The following is a 23,805-nucleotide window of genomic DNA, read 5'->3' as shown; positions in this document are numbered from 1 at the left end:
TTTTTAATGTTATTTATAGACTGAATGAAAGTCCCAACTGGAATACGGTATTTTTTACGTTCCCGCGGGGTTTGGTAATATCGGTTAAACCTGGGGTAAAGCGTAGCCCTACTTCTATTTGGTCAATGATGCGGTAGTTCACCCCCATGGCTACCGAGAAATCGACCACTTTATAGTCGTCGGTGACTAAATTGCCTCCTTTTCCGCTGAGGAGAAAACCGATCTGGGGTCCGCCTTCAAAGCTGAATTTTTCCCCCAGATAGTATTTGGCCAAAATAGGGAAATTGAGATAGTTTAGTTTTAGTTCAGGAGTGCTTCCTTTGGCCTTTGCCCCTTGGCGTGAAAACAGGGACTCGGAACGCAAGGCCAATTTCTTACCCATGGGTATTTCAACAAAAAAGCCTCCGGTAAACCCGGTCAAGTAATCGCCATCGGTAACTGTAGCCCTGTTAAGGCCTATTTTAGGTCCGAATTCAACCGATACATTTCTATAGGCATTCTGGTCGGATTGGGCAAAACCCATAACCGATACTAGCATAAAACTTAGAAAGATCCAATTTTTCATAACACTTGTTTTAAGATTATGGGACAAAATTCAGGCCTTTCGTTTTTTTTATTCTTGACCTAGGTCAAAAAGAAAAAACCGGTTTTTTACCGGTCTTTTCAATGTATTGGTATGGGGCTATAAGGTTTTATTTCCGTTCCCCATTTTTCATGCGTTTGTGCATTTTTTTCTTCTTTTGTGACCGCTTAACCATGGCCTCCTTTTTATGCCGCATTTTTTTCCATTGCTCATATTGTTCGGCATTCAGAATTTGTTTCATTTGTTTTTGATGGGCCAATTGCTGGTCCAATCGGGCTTCCATCATTTTAAAGCGGGTGTCGGCATCTTGGGCCTCCCCTTTTTCCTTTTGCGCCTTACGTGCTTCATGCTGGGCGCGCATTTCCGTTATGCGCTCTTTTTCCAAGGCTTTTATTTGCTGTGTTTGGGATTCGGATAGGTCAAGGTGCAAGGCCATTTTTTTGCTTTTCAAGGTGGCGACCTGCTCCGGACTCATATCTTTGAAGGTATCATGCATTTTTCGCATTTGCCCTTCTTTTTTTTGTGCCATTACCGTCAGTCCCATAAATAGGGCCATCAATACTACTACTGTTTTTTTCATGATAAATTTCTTTTTGTTTACTAGTAAGATGGCTTGTACCCAGAAAAGGTTTAATCACTTTAGAGGTAGGGAAAACAAAAAAGGTCGTTACGTTTTAGTTTCGTAACGACCTTTTTGTATGTTTTGTTGGTGGGTTGTTCTCGTTTGCCTTAGCTTATTCTTTGTTGAATTCTAAATGGGCAAATGGGCCTTCTTCCTCGGCATTTTCAATGGGCTGCTCTTGGGGTTCTTCCATTTTATCAGCCAATAATTCAGCTTCTGGTTGCGCATCCATTTGGTAATAAACACCACAGGCGGCAATAAAGCACATCAGGTACAATAAACTTTTGAATTTGTAGGTCATAATTTGTCTGTTAAGTTTGGGACTTAAACGCTGATGTAAAATTAGGCAATAACGTCTTACCGTTAATCGAATGTTGCCAAATTGGGGTTTTAGGGTGGTGAAATCGCCTTATGTTGTGGTGAAAAATTCAAGATTTTTTGATTTGTAGGAATCCTACAGATTTTTAAAAGTTGAAATGCACTTTTCATCGATTAACGGACCATCCAATACCATTCGTGGATAAAAACCATCGACTATCGGTGTCCAGGTCAATCCCAAGATTTTTTGCCAAGGAACATGATAAAGTCAATTAGGCCGGGATGAAGGTTGCCGATTCATCTCGAATTGTGGTATCCAATAGTTCTTGTAACTTCCAAAAAGAACCTAAAAAACAGTTAACGGATATTTTTTTTAATGCTGACCTATACCTATTATATATAACCCGGTTTTGGTTGTTAGTTATTTGTTAAAATGAATGGGGTAGTGTAACAATTGAAGCACTCGGCAGTCTTATAAGTGTACGTTCGAAAGAACAAGGTACAACATCAATCAATCAATCATCATCATCAAAAAACGAATTAAAAATGAACAATCTATTAGCCCTCGGCGCTCTCTTTATCATCCTTCTTGGGGGCGCCAAAGTAAGTGAACGAATATCGGTATCTCCTGATTATTCTAGAAATGCACCCCTCGCCCTTGACCGCGAGTTCTCAAATGACGATTTATTCGATACCCCCATGGCCATCGATGTCAAGTCTCTTTTCGAAATTCCCGTATCCCAAGAATTGGCGTTAAATGAAATCAACTTCATTGAAACGGAAGAAATCATCGAAATCGACTATTACCTAGATTTAAGTACTATAGAGTACATTGAGGAAGAAGAAACAATCGAATTGGATTTCAATACTGAAGACTATTTACCTAACGGGTTCGATGCCAATGCCTATTTTCTTGACTTGAATACCATTGAATATATAGAGGAAGAGGAAGCGATCGAATTCGATTTCAATACCCAAGATTATTTGCCTAATGGTTTCGATGCCAATGGCTATTATCTAAACTTGGACACCATAACCTTTATCGAAGAAGCGTATGAGGTAGATCCATCGGTCTCCGAATATTTACCCGCTGATTTCGATGCCCAAGAAAGTTATGTAAACCTAGATGCCATCGAATACGTAGAGGAAGCGGAAGAAATAGAGGTAGCTCAGTTGTTACCTGAAGGCTTCGACGCCTATGAAAGTACAGCGGCCCTAAGTAGTATCAATTATGTAGAGGAAGAGGAAACTATTGAATTGGATTTTGATACGGCCGATTATTTACCCAACGGATTTAACCCTTATACTGAATAAGTGTAGTAATAACATTTAAGGTTTGAATTATTTAAGTTAGCTAGACCCCGCCCAGAGCGGGGTTATTTTATGGGCACCGCCAAAAGGGTTTCCTGCCAAAATGTGGGCAGGCTTGCTTATTGTGCTTTTACCGAGGTAGTGTACCGTCAAGGGATAACGATCAAAACAGTAAGGGGATCACGAATTGAAACATACCGATCAAGATCAGTACGGCAATACAGTTCAGTATAAACCCAACCCGGGCCATTTGGGCCACCTTAATATGGCCGCTGGCAAATACAATGGCGTTTGGAGGGGTGGCCATGGGCAACATAAAAGCACAACTACTGGCCATGGTTACCGGAATTAATAGGTGTAAAACCGGAACATCTAGACCTAAGGCAATACCCGCCACCACAGGGGCCAATACCGCAACTAAGGCCACATTACTCATGAGTTCGGTCATAAAGAGCATTAATAAGATCAATACAGAAGCTGTTAACAAAACCCCTAGGTTACCGGACGAAATGGCCTCGGAAACTAGGGCCACGATTCCACTGGCCGACATGCCCTTGGCCAAGGCCAAGCCACCTCCGAAAAGAATCAAGATTCCCCAAGCCAGTTTTTCGGTGTCGCGCCATTCCAGCACAAAACGGCCTTTTTTGCCTTCATAGGGTATGGTAAAATAGGCAATGGCGGCAAAAACACTGATTACGGCATCTTTTAATTCCATGCCTGGAATAAATTTGTTGATTAAAGATCTAAAGATCCAAAGGAATACGGTAACCCCAAAAATGACCAACACGGTTTTCTCCCTTTTGGAAAGTGGTCCTAATTTTTCAATTTCCGATTTAATGATATCGGAAGAGGCGGAAAAACGAAGGTCGCCGTTCGAGTACATCCATTTTACCAAAACGAAATAGGTGATTCCGATCATTAAAACGGAAAAGGGCACGCCTATCACCATCCATTTTAAAAAGGAAATCTCGATATTATATTCGTTTTCGAGCAAACCCACCATAATGGAATTGGGCGGGGTGCCAATCAATGTGGCTATACCGCCGGCATTGGCCGAAAAGGCAATGCCCAGCATTACACTCAGGGCAAAATTCCGGTCTCTTTTGGTAAACCCGTCTTCGTCATCGACCAACAATTGTATAACAGAGGCAGCAATGGGTAGCATGACCACGGTACTGGCCGTGTTGCTGATCCACATACTTAAAAAGGCCGTGGCGATCATAAAACCCAAAATCACCCGGTTGGGTGTGGTACCGGTCAGTCGGATAATATTCAGGGCAATCCGTTTGTGCAGGTTTACCTTTTCCAAGGCCAAGGCCATAACGAAGCCTCCAAAGAACAGAAAAATGATAGGACTACCATAATTGGCACCCACCTGATCAATAGGCATGACCTTTAACAAGGGGAACAACACCAAAGGCAAAAGGGCGGTAACCGAAATGGAAACAGCCTCGGTTATCCACCAAGTAACCATCCACAGGGCAATGGCGATAATGGTGTCTCCCATATCGGAGACCAAGGTAATGGGTAAATAGTTTACTAGAAGGAACAAAATTGGCCCGGCGATAAGGCCCAGTTTTCGGGTAATTGTCATGCTGTTTTATTCTTGTCGCCTAAACTACGTTAAATGTGAGGGAAAAAAAAGAAGGCCGCACAAATGGCGGCCTTTACTATATTGAGGGCATTTTTATCTGTGGATAATGGGATCCGGATTTCCGTCGGGATCTCCGTTTACGAAACCATCGGTTGATGGATTGCCCAATAAGATAACCCCAGCCGCATGCGGACTGGCCATAGAGGTACCACTAATGGTATTGTAACCGCCGTCTTTCCAGGTAGAGGCGATAGAAACCCCAGGCGCACAGTAGTCTACCGCGCTACCGTAATTGGAAAATGAGGCGAAATTATCGTTGATATCGGAAGCCGAAATGGTATAAATATTGGCACCGTTGGCACGGGCAGGGGAATGGTTATTGGCATCGTCCGATTCGTTACCGGCTGCCAACACGAATTTAATACCTGTGGCCGCGGCGTTTTGAACGGCTTGGTCTAGGGCCGATGAGACACCACCACCCAAGCTCATATTAGCTACGTCATTGGTAGATCCATTGGCGGCAACATGGTCTACTCCGGCAATTACCCCGGAATTTGAACCCGAACCCCTTCTGTTTAAAACCTTAACCGGAACCACCGTGGCGCCCGCGGCGACACCGATTATCCCAATGGTATTATCCTTAGCGGCAATAGTTCCGGCAACATGGGTGCCATGGCCATTGCCATCGTCAAAACCGGCATCTTTTCCTCTGGTAAAGGCCGAGAATCCGTCAGTACCATTCACATTTAGGTCGGCATGGTCTAAATCGATCCCCGTATCGATTACCCATGCGGTCAATCCGCTGCCATCTGCGGCCCCACCTACGCGATCAATACCCCATGGGGTCTCTTGTGGTTGGGAACCACCTCCTCCACCACCGGGTTTACCTTTTCCCGGTTTCAATATAATCATTCGGTCTTGTTCAATATAGCTTATATCGCCATTCTTGGCTACTGCACCGGCTTCCGATTTACTCATTTCGACCACGAAACCTCTCAGGGCCGTATTAAAAACGAGTTGGGGTGTTTTTGAGATTCCGGCCTTGGCTAGAACCGATCGGGCCTTGGAAGTAACTTGGGCTTTACTCGAATTGTTTGTGCTGCCTTTATGTAATACCACAATGTACCTGCCTTCTATTGGGACGGTGGTAAAGGTCCCGAAATCTTCCACCTCCGAAACCTCGATTATTTTTTCGGCTGCCGTTTCTTGCAAGGTTTCGTCCTGGGAATCGGTACTACAGCTGTAAAGAACTATAGCGGTCGTTGCCATTACGCCATAAAGCATGTATTTTTTCATGTTGTTAATGTTTAGTTAATAGTTGCGAATATAACAAAATACGGATCAAAAAAATATACAAATAACAAAATAACTGTATTAGATGTATGAAAACGATAGTTTTGTAGCTTTATGGTTTAACGGATGTCATTACCTAATGGAGGTGTTTAAACCAAAAAAGGCCGCCCTTGGGCGACCTTGAATCTTATAGATTTTGGAAATCTTAAGCTAGAGAGACCCAAAGGCCTTCATCTGTTTTTTCAACTTTGGCCAAATCGTTTTTGGTCAATTCCTTAATGGTTTTGTCCCATTTTTTATTCGATAGTCCGGCTTGGGCCTTTAAATCGTTTAAAGGCATTTTTTCGGCCGCCTTTAATAGGTCCAATACCCCTTTGGCCTCCTCGCTGATCGCCAATGGTTTCTTTTCGGGTTTCATCTGTGGGAAGAACAATACTTCTTGTATAGAGGCATTGTTTGTCATAAGCATTACCAAACGATCGATCCCGATACCGATACCCGATGTTGGGGGCATACCGTATTCCAAGGCCCTTAAGAAATCTTGGTCTATGAACATGGCTTCATCGTCCCCTTTTTCCGAAAGTTTCAATTGATCTTCGAAACGTTCACGCTGGTCAATAGGGTCGTTAAGCTCGGAATAGGCATTGGCCAATTCCTTACCGTTTACCATAAGCTCGAAGCGCTCGGTAAGGGCCGGGTTTTCGCGATGTTCCTTGGTCAGCGGACTCATTTCCTTTGGGTAGTCGGTAATAAAGGTAGGCTGAATGTAATGGTGCTCACAAAGCTCCCCGAAAATTTCGTCGATCAATTTGCCCACGCCCATGGTCTCGTCTACTTCGAGGCCTAGTTCTTGAGCGGTGGCCCTTAATTGGGCTTCATCCATACCGGCTACATCTTTTCCGGTATGTATTTTTATGGCCTCTAAAATGGGTACCCTTGGGTAAGGTGCCTTAAAATCGATGGTATGCTCGCCCACGGTCACTTGGGTGTCACCGTTGGAGTCGCGAGCCACTTTCTCGAGCAATTGCTCGGTAGTGTCCATCATCCAATTATAATCTTTGTAGGACACATAGAGTTCCATTACGGTAAACTCCGGATTATGGGTGCGGTCCATACCCTCGTTCCTAAAATCCTTGGCGAATTCGTACACTCCATCAAAACCACCTACGATCAATCTTTTAAGATAAAGTTCGTTGGCAATGCGCAGGTACAACGGCATGTTCAGGGCATTGTGATGGGTAATGAACGGCCTGGCCGCGGCACCCCCGGGAATGGGTTGTAAAATAGGGGTTTCAACCTCAAGGTAATCCCTTTGGTTAAAGAAATCGCGTATACTGTTCGTAATCTTAGTACGCTTTATAAAAGTATCTTTTACCTGCGGGTTTACGATTAAATCTACATAGCGCTGCCTATAGCGTAGTTCTGGGTCGTTGAACTCGTCGAAAACCTTACCATCGGCATCTACCTTGGGTAGGGGAAGCGGTCGTAAGGCTTTGCTCAACAACTTAAAATCTTTTACCATAACGGTTTGCTCGCCTACTTGGGTCGTGAACAAGGTACCCTCAATGCCGATGATATCGCCTATATCGAGCAGTTTTTTATAAACCTCGTTATATAGGGTCTTGTCTTCCCCTGTACAGATCTCGTCACGGTTAAAATACACTTGTATCCTGCCTTCGCTATCTTGTAATTCGGCAAAGGAGGCTTTACCTTGTATCCTGCGGCTCATCAAACGGCCGGCCACGATTACCTGTTTCCCTTCGCTATATTCTTCCTTAATCTGTTTGGAGGTATGGTTTACCGGGAATTGTGCGGCCGGATAGGGGTCTATGCCCATGGCCCTTAATTTGGTCAGTTTCTCGCGCCTTACGGCTTCCTGTTCTGATAGCTGCATGTCAGTTTTATTATAAGCTGCAAATATAGGAAGTCTGCCCCGAACACAAAGGGTGGCCCAGCATAACTCTTTCGTTTGTTTTTGTAACTTTATCGCCCTTTTTGCTACCTATAAGTATCAATCAATCAAAAAATAGTTTATGAGTTTTTTACGCGTATTATTAGCGATATTGTTTCCGCCCCTTTCCGTAATCGGGAAAGGTTGCGGATCCATACTTATCGTATTTCTGTTAACCCTCTGCGGCTGGGTGCCCGGGGTAATCGCTGCCTTGGTGATTTTGAACAACCCGGATAATTAAGATGCCAAGTCCACTTTAGGGTGGGTAACTTTGTATTTGGCTTCAAATCCCCCTCTCCCTCAGGGAGAAGGTCGGGCTGAGGGCAATACGGTTGACCAGTAATGTTTTATGATGGCGAAACCCTTGCGATAGGCTTTCCGAGGTCGTTTTGGAGTGACTAGGTTTGTAGAGGTTTCTCCCAATTCGGATTTTTTTGGTTTATTTTCCAAGCAAAAGTAGTAGGCTTACCCTCCGTCCTATTTCGTATTTTTGCAGGGCCTTTCGGAACGAACCGGGGCATAACCATCAAACCATGCGGAAAATTTTGTTTTTGGGTCTTGTATTGCCCCTTGTTTTAGGAAGCTGTCAATTAAAAGAGGAATTCGTCTTTGAAAAAAACGGGAGTGGTAATTATTCCGTGGGTATGGATATGTCGGAGGTTATGGCGGCTGCCAAAGAGGGTATGGACAGTACGGCACAAGAATCTCGGGTAGCCCGCGATACCACCGTGCATTTTGCCGACATTTTGGATGAACGCAAGGACAGTATAAAGCTCTTGCCTGCCAAAGATCAACGGAACTTGGAGTTACTGCGTCCCATGAAGTTCGGGTATGTAGAGGATGAAGCGGCCGGTAAAATGGAGTTTGCCTTGGATATGCCTTTTAAAAACCTCGATAACCTAACCGAAATGTTCACCGCCATGGGCGAATTGGATGGCGAATACCTGGGCGAAATGGTTAGCAAAGGTGGGGGTAAACCCAAGGAAAAGAAAAAAGATGGAGACGACGATTTCCTTCAAATGGGGCAGTCGTACACGACACACTTTAGTAAAAAGAATTTCAGCCGTAAAATGACTGAAAAGGCCAGGCAGGAATTCATAGCGCAAAAAGACTCTATTTTCGGTGGCGAAATGGGCCAGTTTATGGATATGCTACAGATCAAACAGGTCTACCGTTTTCCGTACAAGGTAAAGTCGGTGAGCAATCCGAACGCCAAGATCGGTTCCGACTTCAAGTCTGTAGAAGTCACCGGACCACTAAAGAAGATGAAGGAAGAGTTGGAGTATTTTGATATAGAAGTCGAATTTGAACGCTAATGGGTAACAAAACCATTGAACTACAAGACCTCGGTCTAAAAGATTATAAAGAAACCTGGGACTATCAAGAAGGGCTTTTCCAAGCCATTGTAGATACCAAGATCCGTAACCGAAGGCAAAATGCCCAAGAAACGACCCGGAACCATTTTTTGTTCGTAGAACACCCTCATGTATATACCCTGGGCAAAAGTGGCGATATGGCCAACTTGTTGGTAGATCAGGCCCAGCTAGATGCCAAGGGGGCCAGTTTTTATAAGATAAACCGTGGGGGCGATATTACCTACCATGGCCCGGGCCAAATCGTGGGTTATCCTATTTTAGATCTCGAGAATTTCTTTACCGACATACATAAATACCTGCGGTTATTGGAAGAAATGGTCATACGTACCTTGGCCGAATACGGTTTAAAAGCCGAACGATCGGAAGGCGAAACCGGGGTCTGGCTCGATGTGGGTACCCCTTTTGCGCGTAAGATCTGTGCCATGGGCGTACGTGCCAGTAGGTGGGTAACCATGCATGGCTTTGCATTGAACGTTAATGCCGATTTGGGATATTTCGATTTAATGATACCCTGCGGGATCAAAGACAAGGCGGTTACTTCCTTAAATGTAGAATTGGGCAAGGCCGAAGTACCCATGGAAGAAGTAAAACAAAAATTACTGGCCCATTTTACCAGCCTTTTCGAGGCTGAATTCAAAAAAAAATAAAGGTTGCCCTTTGGTATTGGGCAACCTTTTATACGACACGCTTTAAAAACGGTGTCCTACTCCAAGTTTAGATATTGGGCCACGGCATTGTAATCGGTGGTATCGATACCGGCATCCAGCATTTTTTGAAGGGCAGAGGGTTCAGAGTGCCCCGATTTGCCAGTGGGCGCCATGCTAGTGGCTTCTATGAGTACATAGCGTACTTTAATAACACCAGGGTCTGGCACTTCCATTGGGCCAGAACCTTCATCGTCTATATGAAGCGTATAGGTATTTAAGGTTAAATAATTATTTAGAATCAACTTTGATATTGGGAATTTTACTGGCAAAGAATAAACTATATCCTCCCCGATTATCTTTATAAAACCCAAAACGGCGTAATTATCTAAAACCTCTTGTGTAATGCGTGTGTCATCTATTTCAAACCATTGGCGACGGATAATTCCAAATCCGCCAAAAGTGACATCTGTCCAGGGAATTGAAATCACATTGGCATTACCATCTTCCCCATCTTGGCCATCTACCCCGTCGCGACCATCTTGTCCGTTTATGCCTGCGGGACCCATTTCGCCTTGGTCGCCTTCGCAAGCTGTAAATCCGGTCAAGCCGACCATTAAGATGATAAGGCTGAGAATGTGTCTTAGTCGAAGTTTGTCAGTGATTTTATTTGTATTGTACATGTGATTAAGGTTTAAGATTAAAATGGGTGGTAAGTTCTTCGTAATTCATTTGGGTATAGTCTATTGCCGTTTTTCCGGTAGTTGATGCGATATTGGCCGGAATTATGATGTAGCGAAACCTATGGGAGCTTGAAAAACTATAGGTGGCTGGTGTGGCCGATCCCAAACGGGTCAATCGTATTTTCAAGTTGCCTTCCCCAGCGAAATAGGCAAAGTGCCATTCGTTTCTGGGGTTACCTGGGTTAATCTGTAGGGGTAATTGTGAGATATGCCCTGTAGGGAGAAGATCGGGTACAATACTAGGTAGTTTAGCATACACCAGAATGGTGCCGTTTTCTATGATCGCTGTGGTCAATTCGGGTACTTCACGATTGAATTCAGCGAATCTCGCATAACCGTTAACGGTAAAATATTGGTCGGTTGGCCCAAACCAATCCGAGGCGATTACATTGGCATTTCCGTCTGCCCCGTCCTCACCGTTTTCTCCATCTTGTCCATTCTGGCCATCAACGCCATCCTGGCCGTCTTGGCCATCGGAACCATCGACTCCGTTGGTGCCATCTACGCCGTCGCGCCCCGGTTCGCCTTGTATACCCCGTGGGCCGATCTCGCCTTGGTCTCCTTCACAAGAAACCATCAAAACAAGGCTCAGGACAAGTAGTAGGGCATGGCCCAATTTCATTGTAATCTTCATATTATCGATTTAATTTAAATACTAGGTTATTGTAAACAGGTGGTTTGGGTAATAGAGAAACTAAAGCCCATGGGGTTGCCCTCTATTTCGTGGTCGCCGGTAATTAAAATACCCTGCTTTTGGTAGCGTACCGAAACGTTTTTAAGGGAAAAGGTGCGTAGTTGTAACTCTGGTGTCCACCAGGTTACCTTTACCATATTTTTGTTAACGAGCCTTTTGTCGTTTCGGTCCGGGTATATCAAGACCTCAAAATGATTCCCACTCTTAAATCTCTTGTCGTTTCGCAACAGTTTATTGTCGCTTCTCAGATACCCGGCCTCGGTGTATAGGTATTTGAAATTTTCGAAATACCCGACTACGTTATTGGCAAAATCACCGCGCTCAAGTTTAAAAAGGCCATTGGCAACCCCTTTTATCAGATAGCATTTTTTCCCAGATTCAATACCAATACGAATATTATCCATATTCATATTTAGGTCTATGGGATCTATCTTTATATTGGTGTTCAACACGGGTTTAAGCTTGGGCGAGATTTTTGGCTGGTTTACATTGATTTGTGCGTAAGTACCCATACCGATAAGCAATACGGCAAGGGTTGAAATACATTTTTTCATTGGGATATGGTTTTTGTTAATAAAATTCATTGGTTTCGTTTCTATTTAATGGTGATTTGATAGGTTATGGATTGCCAAGCGGGAAAAAGCAGACAAATCAGGTTGTCTAATCTCATGTCTTAGGTATGTTTGGTTAACGCTTAATGAAGTGATGGTAAAAAGGTTAACATGGAGGGTTGTTTTTTTTATAATGATGTTAACTTTAGCCGATTGATTTCATTAAATGGATAGAGGCAAGGAAATGCGGTTGCTGGAGGCGTTGCGTGGCGGATCTGAAAAGGCGTTCGAATCGGTGTATAGAAAACACCGCGCGGTCTTTTTGAATTTTGGGCGTAAATACGGGCTAAACGACCACGACTTGCTCGATATTTATCAGGAAGCCTATATCGTTTTTTATCAGAATGTGGCCAGTGGAAAACTACAGGAATTGAAAAGTAGTATAGGAACCTATATACTGGCGATCGGAAAAAACAAGATCCGGGAACATTTGCGTAAAACGGGCCGTTTGGTATATGCCGATACAATTTTGGATAACCAAACTGAGGAAGAATCGGTTTTCGATGGGGAAGAAGAAACACCTACGGAACGACAGCGAATCTTGGCCCATCAGTTTGCTTTGTTGGGCAAGAAATGCCAGGAGGTGCTAAAATGGTTTTATTATCAGGGTTATGATATTGCCACCATACGTAAAAAAGGAAACTATAGTAGCGATAATGTGGTTAAAAGCCAAAAATCGCGCTGTTTAAAGACACTAAAAGAACGCATGAGATAATCACATGGAACAGTCTGAATTGGATAGCTTGCAAAAGGCCTATCTTCAAGATACGCTTACCGAGGCCCAGGCCCAACGATTGGCCCAGTTAAGGGCACAGGGCCCTGTTTTGGATGAAAAATTGGCGTTCGAATACGATTTGGGCAAGGCTATAGCCTTGAACGAACGCAAGCGTTTAAAGGTCAAATTAGAGGCCCTTGAAGAAAGACCCAAGTCATGGAGAGAGAGTAAATCCTTCCTGGCCATGGCCGCTAGTTTGGCCTTGTTACTGCTTACTTCTTTGTTGTGGTATCTAAGCTCTAATGTCGGTGCTGGGCGCGATACTTTTGAGCAATATTATGAAGCCTATCCTAATACCGTTGTAAGTATTTCCAGAAGTGCTGATACTAATGATGATATAGAACAGATTGCTTTTGCGGCCTATGATGCGGGCGATTATAGCAGGGCGATTTCTGCTTTAAAGAAATTGGCGTCACGATCTGATGTACCTAAGTACCACTTTTTTTTAGGTCAGGCCTATTTGGCCGAAAAGGAGTATAGCGCGGCCTACGGGCAATTTAAATCCGTGATGGTCCAAGGAGGGGACTTTACGCTGGAATCGAAATGGTATATAGCTTTATTGTTCACTAGGGAAAGTCCAGAGGCGGCGATACCTTATTTGACTGAAATAGCAAGAAATAAAGGTTATAAAGCTCATGAGGCAGAAGAACTATTGGATTTTTGTTTGAAGGAATTGGTACGAAACAAAGGCTATAGTGTAGAAGAGGCCGAGGAATTACGGAATCTTTTAGAGTAAAGCATCCCTAACGTACCCAAGGCCAAGCCCGCTAAGGCGTATTTCCAAAAATAATCTGGTAAACCTTCGTTTTTTATAGGTTGTCTATTCCCTTTTAAAACAAAGGGCGCCCAAAAATAGGGGTGGGCATATCCATCGAATTTATGGGTGCTTAAAAATTGGGTCCGGGCATTAAATAACGCTTCATCTTTTGGCATGCCTTGGGCCAATGCCCCATAAAACCCTTTCATGATCTGGGCGGTAGATCGGTCATTAATCTGCCAATGGGTAGAGACCAAAGCTTGTGTACCACTATAAAAAAAGGCCCTGGCCAGACTGCTGGCCCCTTCACCTTGAATTTGTTTGCCCTGCTCTGTACTACAAGCACTTAAGGTTACCAGCTGACTGGGGATACGTAGATTGTATAGGTCTTGGATGAACAAGCGATGAGTCTTTTCGGTAGGACTTAAAGCTAAAAACGAAGCGTCGGGAACGGAATCGTTTACTTGGGCATGTGTGGCGAAATGTATAATGCCGTAATTAGATGCGTCTAGTTTAAATTGGGTCAAGCTGGCCGAGTTACCAGCTCGGACTTGGCCTGGGAAATTTTCGGTTACCGTTTCCGCTTCCCGTTGGTTATGGGCTAAAGGAGAAAAACCGTCCGCAGTTGTAAAACTAGGGGCGAGAACCAGGGTTTTGGCGTTGGTTTGGGCTGTGTTGTTTTGTAATTGATCGAAAAGCGTGGCCGAGTGTGTGTAACTTATGGGTGCTTTTTCCAAAAGATATTGTTCCTTCTCTGAGTGGTAGAGGCTTTCAAAAGGTAGGTTTTGCAATCGCCCGTCCGGGATAATGATAATCCGTTGGCTTTCCTCTGGAAGCACGGGGGCTACATAGGATTGGTAAATGCGGTTGCCCAAAATTCGGATTTGCTCTAGATCAGAATTCGGGTCGCTCAATAAACCAATGAATTCCGAGAGTGCTGGATCTTCGCTACCATCGGCACCTAGGGCTTGCCAGCTGACCTCGTCTAGAGTGATGCCCATACCATAGACGGAATTTTGGGTCACCATAAAGTATAAAACACTTTCCCCTGGCCTAAGTTTTTGTTGCAGTTGCATTAGGGATTGGGTGTTGCGGTCGTATTTCAACTTATGATAGGCCGGATAGGATTTTTCGAGTTGGGTGATTAAGGAATCCAGCTCGCGTTTGGTCTCGAAAGATGAAGTGGACTCGGCCGGGGTCTCTTGTTCCGTTAATTGTCTTTTTAAAAGGGCTTCTTTTTCAAGTAGATCATGGGGTACTCCGGCGTAGGTGGTAGCCCGATTTCGTTGAAGGGCATCCAATAAAATGTTGCTCCGGCTTTTCTCACTGAAATAAAAGGCCGATTCCAGCCATTTACGATCAGTCTGCTTCATATATTTTTGGTGACAGGCTGTTATACTTTGGGCCAATAAAGGCAAAACTTGCTGGGCCAAAATGGCCTTATCGCCATCGGCTTGGTGAATTTTTTGGAGGTATTCCATTTTACGTACCGCTTCATGGCCTAGGGCGATAATGGAATCCCAAGCGGTTTCGGTATTTTGTTTGGTGTAGGTTTGGCTACGTTTGTTCAGGGTTTCAAAATTCCACGGTTGTTTGTAACCGGCCGGGTTGTTAGCGTTTTCTATGGTATAGGCGTTCAAGTAGTGTTCTTGAGCAGTTTTATAACGCCGTTTTCGTCCGTAATAGTCACCCAATAGGTTATGGGCCTGGGCCTTAAGTTTCCATGGTTGACTGTTCCCGTTTTCTAGCTGCAATAGGGGTTCGGTCAACGTGAGAGCTTGGTCATAGGCATCGGACTCCAATAAGATTTGGGCATGCTGTAATTGTAGGGCGCCAAAGTATTTGTAATCCGATTTTATATAGGGCTTCCAACGCTCTAAATGCATTAGGGCTAAAGCGGTTTGTTTTTGCTTATACAGGTTTTCGGTCAGTAGAATGGCACAGGAGGTAAAACTGTTTTTGAATTGGTCAATACCCACTGCTTCGTAATAATCTAAAGCCTGGGTCAATAAGCGGTTCGAGGCCGACCATTTTTGTTGTCGTGCATAAAGTTGGGCCAACAGGTTTTGGGTGTTCAATAAAGTCCCTTGATCGTGATTGAACTGGGTATGTAACCGCAGGGCTTCTTTTAAATGTGTTTCGGCTTTGTTATAACGAAATTCATCTTGGAAACCCACGGCTAAGGTGGCATAGGTGGCCGTAATAAACTCGGCATAATCCGTGGCCAGGGTCTCTTGAGGCTGGTCTTTGAGCAATGCCAACAAATGGGTCGCCACCTTTCTCGATTTTTCGTGTTGCCCCAAACGATGGTAATAGCCCAAGCGATGAAATTCGCCGAACACTTTATAGTACAGTTGGTCAGGCACGCTATCTAAACCCGCCCCCATGAGCTGCATTAGAGAATCTTGACGGCTAAGACCGCTTTTTAATGCCCCTAATCGACCGTGATAGTAATTGGTCTCATTGGCATATAACAGGGCGGTAAGTGTAGCTTCCCATTGGTTTTCTTGCCAAAGACGTGGCCATTGGGTATCGGTTATGTTCTGTGTTTTTTCGGGGTCGGTATATAGATACGATTCGGCTTCGGTAAGCCAGTCGCTTTGCCCCAGTACGGTATGCCAGCTCCCAAAAAATATGGCAAACAGAAAAAGCCTACAAACGGGTTGTAGGCTTAAAGGGCTATTAAATTGGACTGGTTGTAACGATGTTTTTACCGGTTCAGAACTCCAGTTTTTCTTCGATATAGCTATAGTTTCCTTTTTCGTCATATTTCTTGGCGGTAATATAAACCATGCCTTTAAGTTCGTCCTCCAACCATAAAGGAAAAATCTCGAAACCGTTTTTTTCATCTTGGTAAACGGCCTCTTTGCTTAGTCCGCCCAAAAGGTCACCTTTTTCGTTGGTAAGTTGCAGTTCGAGCACTTCCGTAGGCATTAAAGCAACCCCGGCTTCCCAAAGTTTGGCGCATTCTTTAGTTGGGCACGGCGGTTTGGGCCTGATTTTCTTTTTGGATAATAGATCCAAGATTTGGCCCTGCTGTTCCCAAAGGATATCTTTCGATAAGGTTTTGGATGTACTTTCTTTTTTTGGGGCAGTTGTTTTAAGAAGTGCTTGTTCGCTTTCTTGAACCGAAATGATGGTTTCGGAAGAGCAGGCCGTGCCGAGCATGGCTAGGGCTACTGCGGGCAATAGTTTGATAATGGTTTTGGTCTTCATAAAATAGTTTTTCACCCTCGCATATGGAGGTTTCGATTCCGTACCCTTTATGCCTTTTTGGGTGAAAGGTTAACAGGAGGGTGTGGTAATACTGGGAGATTTATTTCTGGAAAGCCGTAAGCATGCTGCTGTTCAGCACCTTGCCTTTTTTGTTGTAGTCTTCGTGTTTTACGAGTCCAACACCATCGGCAATCCATTGTTTACCATCGAATTTTTTGGTCATCCCCATTTTAAATTGATTGGTGTAGGTGATTACATAGCAATCAAAGGTTCCGGCCGGGGTGGTAATCTCTTCCCGTTTTTCCACCTTTCTATTTAAGATGTTCACGGTCATGTTCATACCAATGCCACCCATATTCACTTTCATGGTCATATTGGCATCCGGAAGGGTTTGGCCTACGCTTAGATCATTCGGTAAATCGATATTGGTGCCACTGAACGATGTCTCCATATTGGCATATTGCTCTTGCATCTGTGCAGAGAACAGCGATTTAAAATCGATACTGATACCGCCATCTTCACACAGTATACCAAAACTCCCCTTGGCGATTTCCTCCTTTTTGTCATTTTGAACAACGGTATTATAGGTAACCCCATCTGAGGTCGCATCGCCCACCGTGTAGGCGGTAATGGCATTCACTTTGTTCTTTTTGTCATAATGGGTTACCTCAAAGGAGGTGCCTTTTTCGGTAGGGTAAAAACGGCTGCATCCGTCTTGGGCCATAAGTTGGGTAGCCAAAAACAAGAGGGGCAATAGCACTAGCTTTTTCATCTCGTAAAGTGTTATAAACCGTAGCTTATTTATACTACGGGGTTTGGTTGAACAACACCCATTTTGGGCTTGTCCCGACAAGATATTCCATAAAACAAGGAATGATGCCGTAGATGTACAGATGGTCGTTTTGGCTGTACTGTTGGTATAACTTGCCGAAAATGAGTGGCGACCGATGGAAGCCTTTAGCCGCAATTACATGAAGGAGTTCTGTATTAGAAGTAACAGGGAATCTAGGGTCTATTGGGTGATGGCTCCCTTACATTTTATATACGCTGATGAGGTTTTTGGTCTCGGCGAATACAAGCTCCAGATTCTGGTCGGCATCCATTTGACCAATGTCCATGGCCGAAACCCCGAAAAGCGGGAAACCTTTTATGGGCCGCGATTGGCTATCGAACAAATACACCTTTTCGTGCTGAATATCGGTAAGGCCGACATAGATTTTGTTGTTACGATAAATAATCTTGGGCTTGGAGTACACCCCAAAATCCAATTCGGTCTTTTTACCACGTATAGAGAGTATATTTTCGCTGATACTCACAAAGGTTTTGTTCGTGGCATCTACCCCGAAATCCGTGCTAAGGTTAAGCGGGGTTCTGGCCAAGCCCCCTTTTTCATCTACTTGAACCAAGTTTCCTTTTTTGTCAATGGCACTGAACTTATCTTGATAAATAAAGATGGGCAGTTCGGTGAATTCTATAGAAGCCTTGTTCTTAACCCGTTCCTTACCCACTCGATTGCGGATTTTTAGGGCATTGCCCTCGGCAAAGACCAAATAGTCTTTCCGGCCTAAGCGAAAATGTCTTGGGGCCGAAGGGATGGGAGCACTGGCTTCGGTATGGGTAAAGCCTTTTACGATGCTACCTTGATTATTGTACATACGAATTTTACGTCCTTGGGTGATAACGAACCGGTAATCTTTAGTGCCATCATAATCAAACACGGCCAAAGGGTTTAGGTTGCCGCCGGGAAAGCTCATTTCAAATGGGGCTACCACTTTGCCGTTGCGATCCAATATCATAAACTGCTCGTCGGTAGTAAAGGCCAATTGCAGTTTACCGTTTTTATAAAGATCTACCTGGGCCATATCGCCTTGAACGGGTCCGCCAAGTTGTTTTTTCCACAACAACTCGCCTTTCGATGAGATTAGGTATAGTGTATTATTGGCGTCTTGGGCTACGATTTCTTGCTTTCGGCTTCTATGGTTGGTTACGAATTGTGGTCCGAATACCAAGTCGGCCTCCAACGGAAAGGAAAATAAGGGGCTCACCGCATGTGTCGAGCTTTGTTCCTCAATATCCTTTAGGTGAAGGTAGGTATGCACAAAATCACTTTCAGGCACCACCTGAACGGCTAACGATTGTTTGGCCAGGGCACTGTCGTCCCACGCGAAATTTTTGAAATTGTCGGCGTTAACCAAGCGTTGCAAAAAACCACCTTTAGCTAAAAATAAAATGGCCGAGCGGGTACTTAAACTGTTACGGCCGTCTATATACACAGGGCTGCCACTGAATACGGTACCTTTTTTAAAATTGCGTATAACAGCCTTTAGGGCTTCTGGCTTATTAGAAAACAAGGTGTAGTCGCCGATAACGGTCATATGGCTGGCAGTAAAGTCTCGGATCAACGGATTAAAATACTCCGTTAGAAAATCCCCCGACTTTAATGCGGTGATTTGGTACTCTTGGTAGGTCTCGGAATTGCTTTGTAAAGGGGTAAGAAAGGCGTCTAGGGCTTCGCCATCGAAAGATTTGAGCAAGGCCACTTTGCCCTCTGCCAGCCAGCTTATTGCTAATTCTTCGGTACCCGAAAAATGTGGGGCCTTGGGTTTGCCCAGGCTTAGGTAACGCTGTTGGTTTCTTAAGAAACGGTCGAAATCGCCAAAGGTGAATGATAAGAGTCCCCGACTGTTCAGGGGAGCAATGTCTTGGGCTCCATGGTCCAGGGCCGGCATACCCTTAAAGAGGTTGCCCAGATTTTGCAACGAGTCTTTGGGTAAGGCCACCCCATTGAACTGCAACCCGCTGGCCTGTGGGGTGAGATCTAAGGCGTACCAGTCCGAAAAGCCGGAAACCAGTCGGTGGTTTCCCTTTTTTAAAAAGGCGCTCGTCCAGCCACTATTTTCAGTACTTCTCAAGAAAATACTGGCCGTTTTTCGGTTTTGGCTTAACTTGAAAAGTTTTTCCAAACTGGTGTCACCCGGTTTTTTCCCTTGGTTCCTGATGCTGTTCTCAATTACGATAGCCGAAGGGGAGACCAAGGTATAACGATTCAGTTCGGTGGCAAACATCTCCTTATCCTTAAGATAGAACCGGGTGATTTTTTCGCCTTGGTAATCTATTTCCAATACCGAGTCCAAGGCCATATTTCCCTTAAAACCGGCTATGCCATCGCTGGGCAGGCTTATTAAATAATCGTAGCGGTTTTCACCAAGCGGCAGGAAGGCCAATAGGCTTTCTTCTGGGAAGACTACCGAATCCAAAACCTGTAGTTCGCCGCGTAACGATTTATAGATTGGCGTATTCTTCAATTGTTGTAGGGCCGTATTCTCCGCTAGCCCTTTCTTTAATTGGGCAAAATCTTGGATAGAGATCAAGACCTCGGTATGCTGGGGTACCGTATCCAAAATGGGGTAGGTACTCGATACCGTTTTTTTACAAGCGGTAAATACGAAAAGACCTATGAATACTAGTAGAAGCTGTTGGCGATATGGCATGGGTTGCTCGTTTACTTGATGTTAGGCCGGGTACCCGATTGCATACGGGCATTGGGCGTTGCACACAAAAATAAGTTTTTTGCCTTTTTTGGTGGGGTTGGCCGGAAAAAAGAAATTGGTCTTTGGGCTTAGAGTTTGTGTAAATTTTGTTTTTGGCCCCGAGTAATTCGGGGGTTACAGGTCATTCCCGCCTGCCCGTCCGGCAGGCGGGAAGGGTCATAACAAAACTGAAGGATAAAATTTAAACAGGCTCTTATAGTTCCATTTTTAGTTGTTCGGGTAACTGCCTAAAACTTTTACGGTGGTAGGGGCTTAAACCGAATTCGCGAATAGCTTCACGATGTTCTTGGGTTGGATAACCTTTATTCTTTTTCCAGTTATACATGGGATATTCGAGGTGTATTTTTTCCATATAGCTATCCCTGTAGGTTTTGGCCAAGACCGATGCGGCCGCAATATGTAGGTATTTACCATCTCCTTTAATAATGCACTGGTGGTCAATATTGGGGTAGGGGGTAAACCGGTTGCCATCTACCAATATCATTTTGGGTCGATTTTTTAATTGATCTAAAGATCGGTGCATAGCCAAAAAGGAGGCGTTCAAGATATTGATTTGGTCAATTTCCTCGGGCAGCACATGACAGACGCCAAACGTAACAGCTCCAGCCTCAATAACAGGGCGAAGGGCTTCCCGTTTTTTTTCGGATAGTTGTTTAGAGTCGGTAAGTATGGGGTCGTTAAAACCTTCCGGAAGGATGACGGCCGCAGCCGTAACAGGTCCGGCCAAACAACCTCGACCAGCCTCGTCGGTACCGGCTTCATCACAAGTTTCAAGATAAGGTAAAAGCATCCGCTGTTTTTGCAAGTATACCGATTCTTGTCCAATTAAAATGTAGCGCTCTTTCCAATTCTTCAACTTTGGCAAGCGCTATGAAATTTTATAATTTCCTTAATAGCAAAAAAAAGTACCTTTGCCCGGTAACCCGATAGCATGAAATATATCTTATTCGCCGGACTTTTGTTCGTGAGTCAATTTTTCTGGGCCCAACAAGATTCCATACCATCGGTACAACAACCCGATTCCGTTAACTTGGCCGTTAAAGATACTGTAAACGGAAAACCGGCCCAGACCCCAAAGCCTGCCAAAACCAAGAAAGCCAAGACCAAGAAAGCCAAGACCGATTTGGGTAGCATAGGGAAAGGGGAGAAGAAGAAAAGACCTTTTGGCATATCTCCTTATGGCGATTTTACCATTGCCGCCTACAAGATCATATCCCATGAGCGCGATACGGTTGCTGTAGATACTACCTTGACCATAGATAAAGAATACAGGCACAATTACCTGCGAAAAGACGATTTTGAGCAATTGCCTTTTGCTAATATGGGGCAGCCCTATAACAGACTTGGGGCCGATTTTACCATAGATCGGGCCATACCCGAAATGGGGGCCCATACCAAGCATGCCAATTATTTCGAAATTGACGATGTACCCTATTATAATGTGCCCACGCCATTAACCGAGCTTTTTTTTAAGACCACCTTCGAACAAGGGCAACTGGTAGACGCATCGCTAGCGGCCAACACCTCCGAACGTACCAACCTGTCTTTGGCCTACAAAGGTTTTCGTTCGTTGGGTAAATACCGTTGGTCCCAGGCCGAGTCGGGCAATTTTAGGGCAACGGCCAACAGTTCGTCTAAAAACGGACGCTACGATTTTCAGGCCCATATTGCCATGCAAACCATAGAAGGCGAAGAGAATGGGGGTCTTTCACAAAAAGAAGCCCAGTTTGAATCGGGTGACCCCGACTTTGACGACCGAAGGCGTTTAAATGTCATGTTCAATAATGCCAAGAACAAGCTTCAGGGCAAACGCTATTATTTTCAGCATGGTTTCGATATTATTCAACGCAAGATCGATTCGCTGCACAAGGTACCGGCATTAGAGGTGCACCATACCTTTAATTACGAGACCAAAATCTACGATTATACCCAGCCCGGGGTAGATAAGCTCCCAGGCATGCAAGAGTATTTTGGCCCACGGTTAAAAGACGATATTGCCGATCGGGCACGCTTAAAGGTTATGCAGAACGAGTTAGGGCTAAGCTTTACCAATCCCATTCTGGGTAAGATAGGCGTGTTTGCTAGCTATAACTGGTATAATTATTACTTTAATAGCATTCGAATTGGCCCCGATGGCGAAGTGCCTAATCGATTAGAAGGCGAAGATATCTTGGCCGGTGCCTCATTCGAAAAGAAGATCGGCGACTTTTTTGTGAACGGAAAAGGGAGTATTGGGGTTTCGGGCAATATGACGGGCCATACCGCACAGGCTTCCGTGGGCTATGATCTGCCCAAGATTGGGCGTTTGACTTTTAAGCTGCATTCAGCTTCCCAAATGCCCGATTTCAATACCTTGTTGTACCATAGCGACTACAGTAATTTTATTTGGTATAATGCCAATACCTTTAAGAAAGAAGAAGTCAACCGTTTTGGGCTGCAATTCAATTCTAAAAAATTCGGAAATTTAGAGGCACAATACGCCATACTCGACAACCATACCTATTTTATTCCCACCGATGTCCCCGATGAGATTCCGGAGAACAGTACCGAGATTGCCTATATAAAGCCCATGCAGGCCTCGGGTACCATCAATTATGCAAAGCTAAAGTATCGTAAAGATTTTACCTGGCGCGGCTGGACCTTGGCCAATACCATTATGTACAATCAGGTCGATCAAGACCAAGAAGTGTTGAATTTGCCCCAATACGTTACCCGAAATAGTCTGTTTTACTCGTCGCATGTATTCAAAAAGGCCATGTATCTGCAAACCGGGGTTACCTTTAAATACTTTGGGGAATACTATATGGATGGCTATAATCCGCTCATGGCCGAGTTTTATATACAAACCCAAGAGAAGATTGGTAACTACCCCTTGCTCGATTTCTTTATAAACGCCAAGGTGCGCCAGACCCGTATCTTTTTAAAGGCCGAGCACTTCAATACCTTATTTACCACACAACCCAAATACTACGCTGCGCCAAACTATCCGTATCGCGATTTTGTGATCCGCTTCGGTATCGTCTGGAATTTGTTTTCTTAATAGGGCGTTCCCTTCGGGCGGGCTTTCCACGTCAAATCCGCGCCACTTCGTGCCTCAGGGCTGCGGGTTTTCTGTTGCAATCCCTAACGCGACAGTGTTACCAATGTTTATTTATGATATAGTTGGAAGCTTGGCTTTATTAAGATAGTTGAAGACGGTTCCCGTAAATACTCCCTTATGATTGTAATTGAATTTGAGGGGATGTTTTACACTACGATATAATTCAAGCTTTTTCCGGCAATTGGAAATGGGAGAGGGCTCCGTAAACAGGAGCTTGTTTTTTGCTAAAATAATTTAGTTAATGTAACGTTCTGTAAAACAGCAGACAAGAGCCGATAGATTAAAAAATTGAAAAATAATTGGAAAATCCTTGTTGCATATCAAAAAAAGGGTTCTATATTTGCAGCCGCTAAGGCAATAAGGCGTTACACAAATGAGCGCTGCCAAGGCGAAGAACAAGACAAGTTCATTGAAATTTTGAAGAGACAGCAGCGAGTTTTTATAACTCGCACTTGGAAGGTTTAAAACGTAAGTTTTGAACGAACCGAAGATTTAGATAGACGGAACATCCGATATCGGGCCGGGAAATTTTTGATCGCATGAGTGGTAAATAATATTTATGATTTAACGATGAAGAGTTTGATCCTGGCTCAGGATGAACGCTAGCGGCAGGCCTAACACATGCAAGTCGAGGGGTAACATTGTAGCTTGCTACAGATGACGACC

21 protein-coding genes and 1 rRNA gene are annotated in these 23,805 nt (G+C 44.3%); 8 read left to right on the top strand and 14 right to left on the bottom strand.

All coding sequences use genetic code 11. The annotated features are described in order from the left end of the window. Positions 1-13: 13 nt before the first annotated feature. From B7P33_RS06985 to B7P33_RS06975, 3 genes are all read right to left on the bottom strand, one after another. Positions 14-565, bottom strand: a complete 552-nt coding sequence (locus tag B7P33_RS06985; RefSeq protein ID WP_097441274.1) for a porin family protein — start codon at positions 563-565, stop codon at positions 14-16. 127 nt (positions 566-692) lie between these two features. Beyond that, a complete protein-coding gene (locus B7P33_RS06980) occupies positions 693-1,163 on the bottom strand; it encodes a hypothetical protein (RefSeq protein ID WP_097441273.1) in 471 nt (156 codons plus the stop codon). Positions 1,164-1,317: 154 nt separating this feature from the next. Next, complete coding sequence (locus tag B7P33_RS06975) at positions 1,318-1,506, bottom strand: hypothetical protein (RefSeq protein ID WP_097441272.1); 189 nt, start codon at positions 1,504-1,506, stop codon at positions 1,318-1,320. A 563-nt stretch (positions 1,507-2,069) separates the two neighbouring features. On the opposite strand from B7P33_RS06975, the gene B7P33_RS06970 reads away from it, so the two are divergent. Beyond that, entirely contained in the window at positions 2,070-2,837 is a 768-nt protein-coding gene (locus B7P33_RS06970; protein WP_097441271.1) for a hypothetical protein, read from the top strand. Positions 2,838-2,997: 160 nt separating this feature from the next. Here the strand turns inward: B7P33_RS06970 and B7P33_RS06965 are convergent, their stop codons facing one another. From B7P33_RS06965 to lysS, 3 genes are all read right to left on the bottom strand, one after another. Next, positions 2,998-4,428 (bottom strand): SLC13 family permease, encoded by a 1,431-nt coding sequence (locus B7P33_RS06965; protein WP_097441270.1) that lies wholly within the window; start codon positions 4,426-4,428, stop codon positions 2,998-3,000. A gap of 93 nt (positions 4,429-4,521) precedes the next feature. Further along, positions 4,522-5,724, bottom strand: a complete 1,203-nt coding sequence (locus B7P33_RS06960) for a S8 family peptidase (protein ID WP_216359364.1) — start codon at positions 5,722-5,724, stop codon at positions 4,522-4,524. 202 nt (positions 5,725-5,926) lie between these two features. Continuing rightward, positions 5,927-7,615: a lysine--tRNA ligase gene (lysS, locus tag B7P33_RS06955; RefSeq protein WP_097441269.1), complete on the bottom strand. Its 1,689-nt coding sequence runs from the start codon at positions 7,613-7,615 to the stop codon at positions 5,927-5,929. Positions 7,616-7,754: 139 nt separating this feature from the next. Here lysS and B7P33_RS06950 point away from each other — a divergent pair, with 139 nt between their 5' ends. The 3 genes from B7P33_RS06950 (at position 7,755) to lipB (ending at position 9,695) form a co-directional block, all read left to right on the top strand. Beyond that, on the top strand, positions 7,755-7,913 hold the full coding sequence (locus tag B7P33_RS06950; protein ID WP_097441268.1) for a YqaE/Pmp3 family membrane protein: 159 nt from the start codon (positions 7,755-7,757) through the stop codon (positions 7,911-7,913). A gap of 292 nt (positions 7,914-8,205) precedes the next feature. Continuing rightward, positions 8,206-8,988 carry a hypothetical protein gene (locus tag B7P33_RS06945; RefSeq protein WP_141402410.1) on the top strand — a complete coding sequence of 261 codons (783 nt, stop codon included), beginning with the start codon at positions 8,206-8,208 and terminating at the stop codon, positions 8,986-8,988. Continuing rightward, the gene (gene lipB, locus B7P33_RS06940) at positions 8,988-9,695 is read left to right on the top strand and encodes a lipoyl(octanoyl) transferase LipB (protein WP_097441266.1); all 708 of its coding nucleotides are present in this window, start codon (positions 8,988-8,990) and stop codon (positions 9,693-9,695) included. Before B7P33_RS06945 ends, lipB begins: the two co-directional genes overlap by 1 nt. A gap of 56 nt (positions 9,696-9,751) precedes the next feature. Here lipB and B7P33_RS06935 read toward each other — a convergent pair whose 3' ends face one another. Genes B7P33_RS06935 through B7P33_RS06925 form a run of 3 tightly spaced genes read right to left on the bottom strand, consistent with a single transcriptional unit; the run spans position 9,752 to position 11,683 of the window. Then, a complete protein-coding gene (locus tag B7P33_RS06935; RefSeq protein WP_141402409.1) occupies positions 9,752-10,375 on the bottom strand; it encodes a collagen-like protein in 624 nt (207 codons plus the stop codon). Positions 10,376-10,379: 4 nt separating this feature from the next. Then, a complete protein-coding gene (locus B7P33_RS06930; protein WP_097441264.1) occupies positions 10,380-11,069 on the bottom strand; it encodes a collagen-like protein in 690 nt (229 codons plus the stop codon). A gap of 26 nt (positions 11,070-11,095) precedes the next feature. Further along, positions 11,096-11,683: a hypothetical protein gene (locus tag B7P33_RS06925; protein ID WP_141402408.1), complete on the bottom strand. Its 588-nt coding sequence runs from the start codon at positions 11,681-11,683 to the stop codon at positions 11,096-11,098. A gap of 223 nt (positions 11,684-11,906) precedes the next feature. Here B7P33_RS06925 and B7P33_RS06920 point away from each other — a divergent pair, with 223 nt between their 5' ends. Next, a complete protein-coding gene (locus tag B7P33_RS06920) occupies positions 11,907-12,455 on the top strand; it encodes an RNA polymerase sigma factor (protein ID WP_097441262.1) in 549 nt (182 codons plus the stop codon). Positions 12,456-12,459: 4 nt separating this feature from the next. Continuing rightward, complete coding sequence (locus B7P33_RS06915; RefSeq protein ID WP_097441261.1) at positions 12,460-13,251, top strand: tetratricopeptide repeat protein; 792 nt, start codon at positions 12,460-12,462, stop codon at positions 13,249-13,251. On the opposite strand, the gene B7P33_RS06910 is transcribed toward B7P33_RS06915, so the two are convergent. The 5 genes from B7P33_RS06910 to B7P33_RS06895 form a co-directional block, all read right to left on the bottom strand. Then, positions 13,206-16,040 carry a CHAT domain-containing protein gene (locus B7P33_RS06910; RefSeq protein ID WP_172435881.1) on the bottom strand — a complete coding sequence of 945 codons (2,835 nt, stop codon included), beginning with the start codon at positions 16,038-16,040 and terminating at the stop codon, positions 13,206-13,208. The genes B7P33_RS06915 and B7P33_RS06910 overlap by 46 nt on opposite strands. Continuing rightward, the gene (locus B7P33_RS19355) at positions 15,991-16,488 is read right to left on the bottom strand and encodes a hypothetical protein (protein ID WP_172435880.1); all 498 of its coding nucleotides are present in this window, start codon (positions 16,486-16,488) and stop codon (positions 15,991-15,993) included. Before B7P33_RS19355 ends, B7P33_RS06910 begins: the two co-directional genes overlap by 50 nt. A 100-nt stretch (positions 16,489-16,588) precedes the next feature. Continuing rightward, entirely contained in the window at positions 16,589-17,260 is a 672-nt protein-coding gene (locus B7P33_RS06905; RefSeq protein WP_097441259.1) for a TapB family protein, read from the bottom strand. A 259-nt stretch (positions 17,261-17,519) separates the two neighbouring features. Further along, positions 17,520-19,979: a ribonuclease HII gene (locus B7P33_RS06900; protein WP_097441258.1), complete on the bottom strand. Its 2,460-nt coding sequence runs from the start codon at positions 19,977-19,979 to the stop codon at positions 17,520-17,522. Positions 19,980-20,232: 253 nt separating this feature from the next. After that, positions 20,233-20,829 (bottom strand): ribonuclease HII, encoded by a 597-nt coding sequence (locus tag B7P33_RS06895; RefSeq protein WP_097442258.1) that lies wholly within the window; start codon positions 20,827-20,829, stop codon positions 20,233-20,235. 141 nt (positions 20,830-20,970) lie between these two features. On the opposite strand from B7P33_RS06895, the gene B7P33_RS06890 reads away from it, so the two are divergent. Together B7P33_RS06890 and B7P33_RS06885 are read left to right on the top strand one after the other, a co-directional pair. Continuing rightward, the gene (locus B7P33_RS06890; protein ID WP_097441257.1) at positions 20,971-23,079 is read left to right on the top strand and encodes a putative porin; all 2,109 of its coding nucleotides are present in this window, start codon (positions 20,971-20,973) and stop codon (positions 23,077-23,079) included. A 627-nt stretch (positions 23,080-23,706) separates the two neighbouring features. Continuing rightward, positions 23,707-23,805: ribosomal RNA gene (locus tag B7P33_RS06885) — 16S ribosomal RNA — on the top strand; the annotation flags it as partial.

The organism is Sediminicola luteus (genome assembly GCF_002514735.1).
Classification (GTDB): domain Bacteria; phylum Bacteroidota; class Bacteroidia; order Flavobacteriales; family Flavobacteriaceae; genus HQA918.
Note: the sequence above shows the minus strand (reverse complement) of the source record. Positions and strands in the feature narration are given on the sequence as shown.